The organism is Psychrobacter sp. JCM 18901 (genome assembly GCF_000586435.1).
In the GTDB taxonomy this organism is placed as follows: Bacteria; Pseudomonadota; Gammaproteobacteria; order Pseudomonadales; family Moraxellaceae; genus Psychrobacter.
Genome location: NZ_BAWH01000006.1, coordinates 120,403 through 133,151, shown reverse-complemented (window position 1 = coordinate 133,151; position 12,749 = coordinate 120,403). Strand labels below are relative to the sequence as shown.

Genomic DNA, 12,749 nt, shown 5'->3' with positions numbered 1-12,749 from the left:
CAAATCAACAGCCAAAATATTATTTTTACAGACTACATTAGTTATTTAAAGTTAGTTGTACGTCTAATGTTACTAAGCTACAGAGTATCGTTAATTAGTTAGGCATCTATTTGCAGTGCAGCGACAGCTGGAAGTACTTTACCTTCAACAAACTCTAAAAACGCACCACCACCTGTTGACATATAGCTCACACCATCAGCAACTTGATATTTATCGATAGCCGCTAACGTATCACCACCGCCCGCGATAGAGAAACCATCGCTGTCCCTTACAGCAGTAGCTAATATTTGTGTGCCTTGCCCGAAAGCATCGACCTCAAATACACCCACTGGACCATTCCACAAAATGGTTTTTGCATTAATAATGGCATCGGCAAGCTGTTGTGCGCTTTCTGGTGCGATGTCCAATATCATGTCCTTGTCACCGATCGCATCAACTGATTTGATCGTTGCAGTGGCTTTTTGCAATGAGCCAGTAAAGTCAGCGAAATCGATGTCGTCTTTATCAGCGACTACGACGTATTCAGGCAGTAAGATTTCAGTTTTGGTCATAATGTCACGCGCAATATCGAGCAAATCTGCTTCATACAATGAGGCGCCAACACTATGACCTTGTGCCGCCAAGAAAGTATTGGCAATACCGCCACCAACGATAATTTGCGTGCAAACTTCAGCCAAGCTGTGTAGCACTTCTAATTTGGTTGATACTTTTGACCCACCAACGATAGCAAGCATTGGCTGTGCTGGTGTTTCAAGCGCTAAGCTTAGAGCATCAAGTTCGGCGGCTAACAATGGCCCTGCACAAACGGTTTTGTCTGCTTGATGCATTGCTTGCGTAACACCCTCTGTTGATGCCTGTGCACGGTGCGCTGTACCAAAAGCATCCATCACAAACACATCGCACAAATCAGCATACTTTTTCGCTAGCGTGGCATCATTTTTCTTTTCACCGTCATTGAAGCGTACATTTTCTAATAGAACCACTTCGCCCGATTTTACATTGGCACCTTGGGTAAGATAATCACTATTAAGACGTACAGGTGTCGATAGTTGCGAGCTTAATTTGTCCGTCAAATAGTCAGCAACCGGCGCTAATGAGTATACAGTTTCAGGATTGCCCTCTGTTGGGCGGCCTAAATGTGAGCAAACAATTACCGCAGCGCCCTTTTCGAGCGCCATCTTGATGGTAGGAAGACTGGCTTGCAAGCGCGCATCGCTCGTGACCTTACCATCTTTAATAGGCACATTTAAATCTTCTCGGATCAACACCACTTTATCCGTTAAGTTCAACTCACTCATACGCAAAAAAAATTCATCACCTGCTCCTATGCATCAATATATCTGTTAATTTGCGATTACTGTCGTTACTGATATGACTATTATAGTCAGCTCTATATAAATTAGATTCAGTTCTAGGCACGCTCGAGCCACTATTTTGTAGCACTCTCGCTCGCCTGCCATATAGCCAAGCTATTTTATACCCGTGCTATATAGTCACTATCAGCTTTATCACTTTTTAATGTTTTTTAACGCTTGGCTCTGACACTTATCAGACCACTCCGATGGATCGATCAAGTAAGCAGAATTCAGCGGCGGTGTATTCTACCAGTTTTCTAGCGCAGTCTCACAAGCAACCTGACACAAATCTCAGCACGTTTAAAATATTTAGTCTAAATTCTCAGACCGTTATTCGATGGCAACAATTGCAGTTGCTAGCTTTAAGCATAGTCAATAAACCGTAACATTTCGTGGTGGTACTCAGCAGTCAAGCTCTTTATGATAGAAACATTGACAATAAAAATAATCCATTAGGAGAAAATAATGAGCATCAACTTAGACACTGCTAAACAAAACCTATTGAAATTAAAAGATGAGTACGAATCTCGAATTGATAAGATAGAAGATCATATTCAAAATCCGCAAGATGATCTCAATGAACACTGGGAAGATCAGGCCATATCCTATCGTCAAAATGACATGCGCAAAAATTTGATGAGCGAGGCACGTCAAAGCTTAATCTATGTCGAAAATGCATTGAGTCGGATTGATAACGGTACTTATGGCGAGTGCGAAGTCTGCGGTGAACAGATCGAAGAGCAACGCTTAGAAGCGCTACCCTATGCCACCTTATGTATGGAACACGCTGAGTAGCGCTGTCATATTAATACTCTATTCTAAGACTATTGCTACTCTAAAACCTCTCTAAGAAGAGTACTTCAAGTAGGTATTTTCCATTTGGAAAGTGCCTGCTGCCATTCGTGACAGCGCTGAGCTATATCTGCTACTGGCAAATCCATGATATCCCCAACTACTGCTACAAGCGCAATGGGCAAATCTACCAGCTCTGAGATATTTTCTGCAGTTAATCCACCTATCACACAGATTGGTATGCCTTGCTGACACCCTTCCACAAGCTGCTGACGCGAAATGATGTCAGCATTTGGCTTAGTCATAGAGGTAAATACCGCACCCATTGCAGCATAACTTGCGCCGTCATTTTTTGCTTCTTTAATCAGCGCTACATCACCATGCAGGTACGACCGATGATTTGATGCGGTGATAGAGACTGTAGAGCATCACCGATACTGCCGTCTGTTTGACCAAGGTGTACCCCAACTCCAAGCTTTTCGGCCAACTTCACGTCATCATTAATAACAACTGGCACATTGTACGTTTTAGCTAATTCGACGATTTTTTTGCGCCTCATCAAAGAGCTTCAAAGCTCCATCAGGCAGATTAAGAATTTGCTTACGACGAATTTGTAATAGTGCAATCAATCCTGTCGACAAGGCTGCCTCTAGCTTTTGATACAACAGCTCGAACTCATCGTCGTTGGTCAACAAATATAGCTTAGGCATAACTGAGGAGAATGGTGAATAACTCATAGCGTGCATCCTTAATTCTTAAATTCAACACAATAAAAAAGCTGTTATATGATATAACAGCTTTTTTATACATTTAGAACCGATAGCTTATACTGTACGGCGTGTAGCCAAACTATTTAAGATATTTTTAGCATCGCCCCAACGTGTTGCTGAGCTGTTTGCTCCTAAGATGACAATAATCGCAGGGCGATTGTTGACACGAGTTTCCATCACAACACAACGCCCAGCTTCATTGATAAAGCCTGTCTTAGAGATACCGATTGGATAGCTACCGTCACGAACCAACGTACTGGTATTACTGGCTTTATAGGTTCGGTTACCACTTGAGTAGTTTGAGACAAAAAAAAGTCGTAGCTCTTAGTGGTAGAAAAACGACGAATCACATCATAGTTGCCAGCAGCACGTACCATTTTGACCAAATCTTTTGAAGAAGCTACGTTGCGCTTATCAAGTCCAGTTGGATCACCAAAAATGCCGTATTCATGCCCAAATCTTGCGCTTTACGATTCATCGCACGCATAAAGCATCATAGCCACCTGGGTAGTTACGTGCCAGACTCTTCGCCGCTGGATTTTCAGACTTCATCAACGCCATCAATAGCATCTCAGCACGGTTTAAACGATCACCTGATTTCAAACGCGAGCTTGCACGCTTTGGACCAACGAAATCTTCTGGATCAAGCGTGATTTCTTCACGCATATCAAGGCCTGCATCCAATACGACCATAGCCGTCATAACCTTGGTGATACTAGCCATAGGACGCGCGATATCAGCATCTTTTTCGTAGATAGATTCGCCAGTTTCAGCATCGATCACCGCAACACTACGTGAATCGGTGCTAATCGGAATCATATCGCTGCTACCGAATGCCCCACGATAAGTTGTGTTATAGCGAGCACTATTGGTGTTATTACTACTAGCAAAACTATTAGTATTCGTAATATTGGTAGTGCCGTAGCCATTATCAACTTTCTTAATAGCAGAGCCGTTGGACTTGTACATTATGTTGCGGGCTTCAGACAAGCTATCAGCGCCGCCCCAACTCAGGCGTGCACTAGAGGTAGTGTCAGTGCTACCATTAATTGTAAGTGCGGCTTGTGCAACACTGCCCAAACTCAATGAAATCATAGCAGCGATCAATTGCTGTTTGGTTAATGGTAGTTGCTTCATTATGCCTCCTGCTGTCGCTATTACGCCAGTTACATATTGTCTGACGCCAAAAACGTACGTAGCGTTTATAGATGTGTTTGTAAGTACTCACATAGAGCTTTTGTATTTTTAGTGTATCATGGTTTACATTTAAGTTTAATCTATCAAACTGATTTAGTAGTTTTTTTTGGCTTCATTCAAACTTTGCTACAACCAATTTATATTATAGAAACATCAATTCACACTGCAGCAATATAATTTAACTTCGAATGTTATGATTACTCGTATTTTGTTATATTAATCAGCGGTATTTTGAATATACAAAGATACAAAGATACAAAGATACAAAGATACAAAGATACAAAGATACAAAGATACAAAGATACAAAGATACAAAGATACAAAGATACAAAGATACAAAGATACAAACAATGGTTGAAATATATTCGTTTTTTATACTATTTGGACCTAATAAAGCGTTCATTCTGACAATCAATAAAGAGTATGGTTATGATTAAAGTATTAGTGGTAGATGATCATGATTTGGTACGGATGGGTATTAGCCGTATGTTGTCAGACAGCCCCGATATTGAAGTAGTAGGTGAAGCAGACAGCGGTGACATGGCTATCAAACAGGCTAAACAATTACATCCTGATGTGATTTTGCTAGACGTCAACATGCCGAATATTGGCGGGCTTGAAGCAACCAAACGTCTGATACAACTTGATATGGGTATCAAGATTTTGGCGGTCAGTAGTATGTCTGCACAGCCCTATCCCTCAATGCTGATCAAAGCAGGTGTCAATGGTTACATTACCAAAGGCACGCCGCTTGATGAAATGATACGTGCGGTCAAAAAGATTTATCAAGGAGGTCGTTACTTTAGTCAGGATGTTGCTGAACAGTTAGCGGATGTTTTATTGTCTGATAATGCAAACTCACCTTTTGACTTATTAAGTGACAGAGAAAAACAAGTGGCCATGATGGTTGTTAATTGTCAAAGCCCTCAGCAAATAGCTGATCAATTGTTTGTTAGTGTCAAGACCATTAATACGTATCGCTACCGTATTTATGAAAAAGTTGGGGTTGATAGTGATGTTAAATTGACTCATTTGGCCATTCGTCATGGTCTGATTCAACCATAAACCATTTTAGCGTTTATTCTATTACGGCCAGTTTATGAACCCTGCTACCAATCTTAGCTCTGCCATTACTCGTTATGTTCATCATGACGATACGCTTCCTTTGCCACAATTACGTAAATTAGGGCTAATCTATAGCAGTTATCGTTTCGTCGTCAGCCTGTTTTCTATGCTCATGCTATACATCTCTGCTCGTACTGACGGCAGTGCCTCCCTACCCAGCTTTTTGCAGCAAACCACTTTAAGTTTTTATATGCTGTTAAGTTGATACTGCTCGGGCTATTTTATGTTGTTAGAAAACATATGCGCCGCCAACTGGCATTCGGACTGGCCTTAGACGTTATTATATTAAGTTTGCTGCTCTACACGACAGGTAACCCTGATTTGCAGTTAACCATGCTATACATGGTGGTCGTCGCAGCTAGCTTTATGCTACTACATGGCTCACAAGCATTAGTTATTACGTTACTTGCCATCATTCTCGTTATTTATCAGCAATTTTTTTACGCTATTGCTAACAGCATGAGTCTAGCCAATCTAGGTGATGCGCTACTGATGTCGGCGAGCTTTTTAGCAGTGGGCGGTTTGAGTTGGTCTATCTCTCAACGATTGGTACAGCTTGAAAAAGTCGCGGCAAACCATGCTAAGGAAGTCGAGCGACTAAACGTGATTAATCAAGAGGTCATCACACAGATGGTGAATGGTGTTATCGTTATCGATAAGCAACATATTGTCTTAGCAAATCTTGCCGCACATCAGTTGCTGAGCCTTTCTCTTGTCACACCTACCACAGCGCAGAATACCTTTGAAGATGTGAAAGAGACTCAAAACAAAGCGCTTCTCTCTAATTTCGAGCAGCAACTCAATAAGCAGCATTCACAGTTGTTTAATGCCTGCTTGTCGGTAGCATCTGGGCAGTCACGCGCTTTTACCTACGATGTGCCAGCTGTGGCAAATGCCTCAATATTTGGCAAGTTACGCGTACAGATTATTCCACTAAAAGATGGTAGTAAGCTCGTCATATTAGAAGATTTACGCCGTGAGCAAGCCAGTGCTCAACAGTTGAAACTGGCTTCTTTAGGGCAATTAACTGCCAGTATTGCCCACGAAATCAGAAACCCATTAGCAGCGATATCGCAAGCCAGCCAGCTATTAATAGAAGATGTTGCAGAACAAATGGAAGATGACAGTGCATTAACAAGTGAATCGAATGCTGCCATGAATGGCAACCATGAACTTTATGAAATGATATTTTCACAGACAAAGCGTGTAAACCGTATCATCGAAGATATTTTAAAACTATCTCGTCAGCAGACGGCTACTCAACAGGTGCTCGAATTGGCTGAATGGATGCCATCGTTTTTGGAGAATTACTTTCAAGGACACGACATTTTTCTACGAATAAAAACCAAACCCATCATATCATTTGATACTCATCAGTTAGAGCAGATATTGATCAACCTAATCAATAATGGCCTGCGTTATAGCAGCTATGCTCATCCTCATGCTTATGTAGAAATCGACATTTACTGCGCAGACAACGATGTTATAATCGATATATTAGATAATGGTAATGGTGTTAGTTCTGGAAATTTAGAACTTTTGTTCGATCCATTTTTTTACAACAGATAAAGCTGGTACAGGACTGGGGCTCTATTTATCACAAGCATTTTGTGAAGCCAATCAAGCGCGTTTACTCTACATTCCTGAACATGAGAAAACATGTTTTCGATTAATTGTACCTTCTATTAAATCTGATAATAAATTTCAAACTATCGAAGAAAAACTTTCCTAAATTTATTCTTCAAAAGCTATTACGCCCATTTAGACCCAGCTATTGACTTTATAGCTATTGAATACGATGAGATGATGTATGACAACGACCGCGCTAGTCGTCGATGATGAAGTAGACTTATGTCGATTAATGCAAATTACCTTGACTAAAATGGGTATTAAAAGTGATGTGGCTTATACATTGTCGCAAGCAAGAACGTTTTGGCAAGACAATGACTACGATTTCTGTCTGACGGACTTAAAACTGCCAGATGGCTCTGGACTGGAGCTGGTAAAAGAAATTAGCAATAGCTCTAATATTCCAATAGCGGTGATCACGGCTCATGGCAGCATGGATTTAGCTATTGAGGCATTAAAGCTTGGTGCCTTCGATTTTGTCAATAAACCGCTAGAACTACCACGTTTGCGCCAACTGGTAGAGAATGCCATAAAAGTTATTCATCAAGATAACGAAGTACAGGCCGCACCGGAATGCTCTCCTGAACAGAAAATGCTAGATAGTAGATTGATTGGTAATTCTGCTGTCATGCATCCCCTCAAAAATACCATTTTAAAGCTAGCACGCTCACAGGCACCTGTGTTTTTATCGGGCGCTTCTGGCACAGGTAAAGAAGTGGTCGCCAGATTGATCCACGATTTAAGTCCACGGCGTCATGGCAGCTTTGTACCAGTGAACTGCGGTGCGATACCATCGGAGTTAATGGAGTCGGAGTTTTTTTGGTCATAAAAAAGGCAGCTTTACAGGGGCTGTCGCTGATAAACAAGGGTTATTCCAGCAAGCCAATGGTGGCACGTTATTTTTAGATGAAGTAGCAGACTTACCTTTAGCCATGCAGGTTAAATTGTTACGTGCCATTCAAGAAAAAACAGTAAGGGCAATTGGTGATACAAAAGAAGTTCCAGTAGACATCCGCATTTTGTCTGCCACTCACAAAGACCTGAGCCAATTGGTACAAGATGGTGCATTTCGACAAGACTTATATTATCGCATCAATGTCATTGAGCTAAAGCTTCCAACACTTAATGCACGCCGTGATGATATTCCTGTATTAGCAGACCACTTTTTGGCGATGATTGCTGATGACTGGCAATTAGAGTCGCCGCCGTCATTGACGATGGAAGCCTGCGAACGCTTACAACGCCACGATTTTGCGGGTAATGTCCGTGAACTACGTAACTTACTGGAGCGTGCAGTTACGTTAGCTGAAACCTCATACATTGACGTTAGTCATTTAGGTCTTCCTGACATTGAAACTGAGCTTGTAAATACACAAGAGCAAAATCATAGCTCAGCTATCGATAGCTCTGAGCTACTTGCCCGTAACTTAGAAAATCAAATAGACGTTCAATCTACAGACCAATCTACAAAAGACGGTGAGCAAGTCATTCAATCTAGTCGCAATATAGCGACGCAGGTTGAGCAAAAGGCAACCAATTTACATCCTTATCGTACTAACACCAACCACTACCCTTCAATGGTTCAGCATTCGTCAACTAGTAATGATAGTTCGTCAACCAACGTAGCAAGTACTCATGACGAAGAGTCGCTCCTTGACTCCACCGCCCAACAAGAAACTTCTAAAGACATATCAGGTTTACCAGAATTGTTCGACGGTCAATTACCGCCTCAAGGGTTAGAGCATTATTTGCAGGAACAAGAAAAGCAGCTGATTATCACGGCACTCAAACAAACTGGCTGGAACAAAACCCAAGCAGCTGAATTATTAGGAACCACCTTTCGCTCTTTACGCTACCGTATGAAAAAGCTCGAAATTTCTGAAGATGCGTTCGACTAGTTTCTTTTGAACGTCATCATCAAATATTTTTAAGCGTTGAATGGTATGTGCTGTTAATTAATTGCTACGAAATTCTATTCTTTCGTAGCATTTTTTTCTAACAAAGCGAATGCCAGAACCAAGCGCGCGCGCCTTTACTATTTCTAATGCTTGCTGCTCCCACGTATTTTCACTGCCCGATAAAGTCACATTAGGCTCTACGCCGATCTCATCTATTTGTTTGCCTTCTGCCGTCATATAATTGGCCACAGTCAATTTGACGGCTTGCTCATCGTTTAACGGTATGACTGATTGTACTGAGCCCTTACCATAGCTAACTTCACCGATAATAGTAGCGCGTTTTTGTGCTTGTAAACTACTAGCAAGCACCTCTGCTGCTGATGCTGAATAGCGATTTTGTAATACCACTAATGGCAAAGGTTTAAGTATCGCATCACCTTGGGTCGATAGTACGCGTGATTTATTTTGACGTGCTTGCACCTGCACCACATCGGTATCATCCATAAATAAACTGGCCACGCTCACTGCTGATGTCAGTACGCCACCTGGATTATCACGCATATCTAGTAAAATGCCTGATATCGGAGCGTTTAGGTTAATTAAACCTTCTAACAACTTCTCACGGCTGTTGTTTTGAAACGCCGGTAATTTAACAATGGCAATGCATCAACCAGTTTGGTCTCGACAATCTGCGGATGACTATTATTACGCTGCAACGTCGTTGTGTGCTTACGGCGACCAGCTTTAGAAGTGATAATATCTACCTGCGTACCAGCAATACCCGTCAAAATCTGCTCAACGTCGTTGACCTGTCGCCCTTCGTCTAGCTTAAACTCATCAACCTGATGCAAATAATCACCAACTGCGATGCCTTTTTTTGTCTGCAGGTGAATCATCGATAACCTCTGTCACAACCCAATAACCTGCCTCTGGCTGGTAATTAACCTTAATACCAATATCACCAACGTCGCCCTCAGTGAAAGCACGCAGATTCTCATAAGCTTCTGCGTCCAAAAACTCAGCATGGCTATCAAGTTTGGTCAGCATACCGCTCATCGCATTGCTAAATAACTCTTCATCATTGACCGCATCGACGTATTGACGACGTATTAAATCTACAACAGCCACAAATGTCTTTAGCGTCTCAGGAGAGATAGCATTTAGCGATACTTGTGCAACTTCTGCTGGAATCTCCGTATCAATATCATCGGCATCATCCGTTAGCGCGCTTTCATCTGGCACACTATCTATCGAGTCATCTGGCTCATCAGCGACATCTAGCATATCAGCAATGTTAGATAAATTATCAGCGTCGTTTTCATCCGCTATCTCATCTGCATTCAAACTGATGAGCTGTAGACCATTCGTAGGATTATCATTATTTGTAGAAGCTCCCACTGCTGCTTGTGCATTTACGCTAATCGCACAACCAAGCACACCTATTAAAATTGCAGGCTGCAAAATCTTGGACGCGACTGATGCCTTCCCTACTGATTTACTTAACCCTTTGGATAAAAAAGAACGTGCAAAAGAAATAGGCTGCATAAAAAAACTCATTTGAATAATAGAGAAGACGAATTTATCGTTATATAGCGACTTATAAGATAGCACCAAACGTATATTTCGAACTAGCATAGTATTGCAAGTAAATTAAGTAAAATGTATCACAAAAAAAGGAAAGGATAATAGGTTATCCTTTCCTTTTTAATATCTCCTGGTACAGCTGTCAAATCAGTATAAACCACAGTCATTCAAGTACTGTGGTTTAACTCGACTGGCCTAGACTGCTGGAACCAATAAGCTCTCACCTGTCATTTCAGTAGGGGCGTCAACGTTCATCAATGATAAAATAGTCGGTGCCACATCACTAAGTTTACCGCCACGGCGTACTTGTAGCTTTTGCTCGCCCACATAAATCAATGGTACATGCTCTGTCGTATGCTGCGTATGTACTTGTCCGCTTTCATAGTCTTGCATCTGCTCGCAGTTACCATGATCGGCTGTGATAAGCATATCACCACCAGCAGCACGCACCGCTGACTCGATACGGCCAACGCATACATCCAAAGCCTCTACCGCTTTTACCGCAGCATCAAAGATACCTGTGTGTCCAACCATATCACCATTGGCGTAATTGACCACCAATACATCATACTTACCAGACTCAATCGCTTCTACTAGTTTATCAGTGACTTCAGGTGCACTCATCTCAGGCTGTAGATCATAAGTCGCAACGTCTGGAGATGGCACTAATATACGGGTCTCGCCCTGATACTCTTCTTCGCGGCCGCCACTAAAGAAAAACGTCACATGCGCATATTTTTCAGTTTCAGCGATACGCAGCTGGGTTTTTCCTTGATCCTGCAAGTACTCTCCCAGTGTGTTGGCCAGAGACGTTGGGTAGTAAGCAATGCTGGTTTTTGGATTATCAGCTAGGACATCTGAATACTTAGTTAGCATCACAAACGCCGCCAGTTTTGGCTGTTTTTGGCGCGCAAATCCAGAAAACTCATGATCTGGCAAGACAAACGCTTGGGCAAGCTCACGAGCACGGTCAGCACGGAAATTCATAAAAATAAGTGCGTCGTTATCATTGACAGTATATGGCACTTCATCACGTCCAATTACGGTCGTTGGACTGACAAACTCATCGGTCTCACGCGCTTTATAAGCAGCTTGAACAGCACCATCTGCCCGTGTCGATAGACGATCAGCTTTACCTTCAGTAATCAGCTCATAAGCTTTTTGTACGCGATCCCAACGATTGTCACGATCCATTGCATAGTAGCGACCGATGATACTTGCAATCTGTACGCGGCCACCTTCGTAATGAGCATTCAACTTATTGATATAATCTCGCAGACGATTGATATACTTATCAGCAGATTTAGGCGGGGTATCACGACCATCTAAGAAACAATGAATAAAGACATTCTTGGCACCATGGACCAATGCTGAATGACACATACCTTCGATATGGTCTTGATGAGAGTGGACGCCGCCATCAGAAAGCAAGCCCATAATATGGACGTTACCGCCACGCTCATTAGCCGCTTTTACCGCATTGACCAATGCTTCGTTCTTATAAAATTCACGATTGGCAAGCTCACTTGAGATACGAGTTGAGTCCTGATAAAGAACACGCCCCGCCCCTAAATTCATGTGACCAACTTCTGAATTACCAAACTGACCATCTGGCAAACCAACATCTTCCCCTGAAGCTGAAATCAGCCCATGAGGATATTGCTGATAAATCTTGTCTAAATTTGGCATATTGGCAGCAGCGATGGCGTTATCTTTATCTTCTTCACGATGACCAAAGCCGTCCAATATCATCAAGACATGCGGTATTTTTTTATTCTGTGCACCGTCTTGGTTATTGCTAAGCTGTGTTTTATTATTATCAATAGAGTCTGATGCTTGTTGGGTACTGGTCATATATTACCGCTCCTCGAGTGAATGAACGCCTATAATGCTGTGTAAGGGAATATAAAGCCCTCTATATTAACACACATCTTGAAATAGCTGAAAAACTGAGCATTTTTCGTGAGTTTATGAATAATTTTATAGGGTTATCTTATGACGTTTTTTTCTAGATAAGACAATATAAGTGCGGCCAACCAACCAAGCTACGTATCAATCTGTAATTCAGACTTGCAATCACTCTTTTCATTGGTTAAGATAAAACTATTCTGAAGTGTTGGCTAGTAGATGTTTATTCCCTGAGCCGATAATGCTTTACCAGGATGTGGTACCTATTGTCTCATTGTGTATGCCTGCACCGCTTGCGGTGTATCAGGAAACCTGCAGAGATGATGACGCATCCGCTGAACTTCACGGTTCATGGGTCACCATCTTACAGCGGCACTTCGGTTGTTTCATTCGGTTAGTAAATATATTTCTTATAATTTATTCACTACCACTAAAAAGCCCCTTTCGTCATCGACGAGAGGGGCTTTTTTATGCTTACGATTTAACTGAAT

14 protein-coding genes, 1 other RNA gene and 2 pseudogenes are annotated in these 12,749 nt (G+C 41.9%); 8 read left to right on the top strand and 9 right to left on the bottom strand.

Features of this window, described 5'->3' with window-relative positions; all coding sequences use genetic code 11:
• Nucleotides 1-98 precede the first annotated feature (98 nt).
• Complete coding sequence (locus TT11_RS06795; protein WP_261869712.1) at nt 99-1,298, bottom strand: phosphoglycerate kinase; 1,200 nt, start codon at nt 1,296-1,298, stop codon at nt 99-101.
• Between the two features lie 522 nt (nt 1,299-1,820).
• On the opposite strand from TT11_RS06795, the gene TT11_RS06790 reads away from it, so the two are divergent.
• Complete coding sequence (locus TT11_RS06790; RefSeq protein WP_261869705.1) at nt 1,821-2,150, top strand: TraR/DksA C4-type zinc finger protein; 330 nt, start codon at nt 1,821-1,823, stop codon at nt 2,148-2,150.
• A 65-nt stretch (nt 2,151-2,215) separates the two neighbouring features.
• On the opposite strand, the gene TT11_RS06785 is transcribed toward TT11_RS06790, so the two are convergent.
• From TT11_RS06785 to TT11_RS06770, 4 genes and pseudogenes are all read right to left on the bottom strand, one after another.
• On the bottom strand, nt 2,216-2,512 hold the full coding sequence (locus tag TT11_RS06785) for a thiamine phosphate synthase (protein ID WP_261869710.1): 297 nt from the start codon (nt 2,510-2,512) through the stop codon (nt 2,216-2,218).
• A 5-nt stretch (nt 2,513-2,517) separates the two neighbouring features.
• Nucleotides 2,518-2,664, bottom strand: a complete 147-nt coding sequence (locus TT11_RS06780) for a thiamine phosphate synthase (protein WP_261869701.1) — start codon at nt 2,662-2,664, stop codon at nt 2,518-2,520.
• A gap of 10 nt (nt 2,665-2,674) precedes the next feature.
• Nucleotides 2,675-2,884: a hypothetical protein gene (locus TT11_RS06775; protein ID WP_261869693.1), complete on the bottom strand. Its 210-nt coding sequence runs from the start codon at nt 2,882-2,884 to the stop codon at nt 2,675-2,677.
• An 87-nt stretch (nt 2,885-2,971) separates the two neighbouring features.
• A pseudogene (locus TT11_RS06770) lies at nt 2,972-4,054 on the bottom strand (serine hydrolase).
• 489 nt (nt 4,055-4,543) lie between these two features.
• Here TT11_RS06770 and TT11_RS06765 point away from each other — a divergent pair.
• The 6 genes and pseudogenes from TT11_RS06765 to TT11_RS06745 all read left to right on the top strand — a co-directional run bounded on the left by TT11_RS06765 (nt 4,544) and on the right by TT11_RS06745 (nt 8,766).
• Nucleotides 4,544-5,179 carry a response regulator gene (locus tag TT11_RS06765; RefSeq protein ID WP_101206382.1) on the top strand — a complete coding sequence of 212 codons (636 nt, stop codon included), beginning with the start codon at nt 4,544-4,546 and terminating at the stop codon, nt 5,177-5,179.
• A gap of 34 nt (nt 5,180-5,213) precedes the next feature.
• Complete coding sequence (locus TT11_RS06760) at nt 5,214-5,444, top strand: hypothetical protein (RefSeq protein WP_261869689.1); 231 nt, start codon at nt 5,214-5,216, stop codon at nt 5,442-5,444.
• 35 nt (nt 5,445-5,479) lie between these two features.
• A complete protein-coding gene (locus TT11_RS06755) occupies nt 5,480-6,808 on the top strand; it encodes a PAS domain-containing sensor histidine kinase (protein ID WP_261869688.1) in 1,329 nt (442 codons plus the stop codon).
• 241 nt (nt 6,809-7,049) lie between these two features.
• Nucleotides 7,050-7,697 (top strand): sigma-54 dependent transcriptional regulator, encoded by a 648-nt coding sequence (locus tag TT11_RS06750; RefSeq protein WP_261869686.1) that lies wholly within the window; start codon nt 7,050-7,052, stop codon nt 7,695-7,697.
• 52 nt (nt 7,698-7,749) lie between these two features.
• Nucleotides 7,750-7,932 (top strand): annotated as a pseudogene (locus TT11_RS17160) (sigma 54-interacting transcriptional regulator); the annotation flags it as partial.
• Nucleotides 7,933-8,040: 108 nt separating this feature from the next.
• On the top strand, nt 8,041-8,766 hold the full coding sequence (locus TT11_RS06745; RefSeq protein WP_370587813.1) for a helix-turn-helix domain-containing protein: 726 nt from the start codon (nt 8,041-8,043) through the stop codon (nt 8,764-8,766).
• Between the two features lie 57 nt (nt 8,767-8,823).
• Here TT11_RS06745 and TT11_RS06740 read toward each other — a convergent pair whose 3' ends face one another.
• The 4 genes from TT11_RS06740 to gpmI all read right to left on the bottom strand — a co-directional run bounded on the left by TT11_RS06740 (nt 8,824) and on the right by gpmI (nt 12,204).
• Nucleotides 8,824-9,381 (bottom strand): S41 family peptidase, encoded by a 558-nt coding sequence (locus TT11_RS06740; protein ID WP_261869685.1) that lies wholly within the window; start codon nt 9,379-9,381, stop codon nt 8,824-8,826.
• Nucleotides 9,375-9,662, bottom strand: a complete 288-nt coding sequence (locus TT11_RS06735) for a hypothetical protein (RefSeq protein ID WP_261869683.1) — start codon at nt 9,660-9,662, stop codon at nt 9,375-9,377. Before TT11_RS06735 ends, TT11_RS06740 begins: the two co-directional genes overlap by 7 nt.
• Nucleotides 9,622-10,311, bottom strand: coding sequence for a S41 family peptidase (locus TT11_RS06730; RefSeq protein WP_261869682.1), 690 nt, complete (start codon nt 10,309-10,311; stop codon nt 9,622-9,624). The genes TT11_RS06735 and TT11_RS06730 overlap by 41 nt, the downstream gene beginning before the upstream one ends.
• Nucleotides 10,312-10,545: 234 nt before the next feature.
• On the bottom strand, nt 10,546-12,204 hold the full coding sequence (gene gpmI, locus TT11_RS06725) for a 2,3-bisphosphoglycerate-independent phosphoglycerate mutase (protein WP_201567354.1): 1,659 nt from the start codon (nt 12,202-12,204) through the stop codon (nt 10,546-10,548).
• 248 nt (nt 12,205-12,452) lie between these two features.
• Between gpmI and ssrS the strand changes: the two genes are divergently transcribed.
• Nucleotides 12,453-12,646: non-coding RNA, 6S RNA (gene ssrS / locus TT11_RS06720), on the top strand.
• Nucleotides 12,647-12,749: the final 103 nt, after the last annotated feature.

Bases quoted from the DNA above. Each gene is read 5' to 3' on its own strand.
- TT11_RS06795 (WP_261869712.1), bottom strand. From the start codon at position 1,298: ATGAGTGAGTTGAACTTAACGGATAAAGTGGTGTTGATCCGAGAAGAT.
- TT11_RS06760 (WP_261869689.1), top strand. From the start codon at position 5,214: ATGAACCCTGCTACCAATCTTAGCTCTGCCATTACTCGTTATGTTCAT.
- TT11_RS06775 (WP_261869693.1), bottom strand. From the start codon at position 2,884: ATGAGTTATTCACCATTCTCCTCAGTTATGCCTAAGCTATATTTGTTG.
- TT11_RS06750 (WP_261869686.1), top strand. From the start codon at position 7,050: ATGACAACGACCGCGCTAGTCGTCGATGATGAAGTAGACTTATGTCGA.
- gpmI (WP_201567354.1), bottom strand. From the start codon at position 12,204: ATGACCAGTACCCAACAAGCATCAGACTCTATTGATAATAATAAAACA.
- TT11_RS06755 (WP_261869688.1), top strand. From the start codon at position 5,480: ATGCGCCGCCAACTGGCATTCGGACTGGCCTTAGACGTTATTATATTA.
- TT11_RS06765 (WP_101206382.1), top strand. From the start codon at position 4,544: ATGATTAAAGTATTAGTGGTAGATGATCATGATTTGGTACGGATGGGT.
- TT11_RS06790 (WP_261869705.1), top strand. From the start codon at position 1,821: ATGAGCATCAACTTAGACACTGCTAAACAAAACCTATTGAAATTAAAA.
- TT11_RS06730 (WP_261869682.1), bottom strand. From the start codon at position 10,311: ATGCAGCCTATTTCTTTTGCACGTTCTTTTTTATCCAAAGGGTTAAGT.
- TT11_RS06745 (WP_370587813.1), top strand. From the start codon at position 8,041: ATGATTGCTGATGACTGGCAATTAGAGTCGCCGCCGTCATTGACGATG.
- TT11_RS06735 (WP_261869683.1), bottom strand. From the start codon at position 9,662: ATGATTCACCTGCAGACAAAAAAAGGCATCGCAGTTGGTGATTATTTG.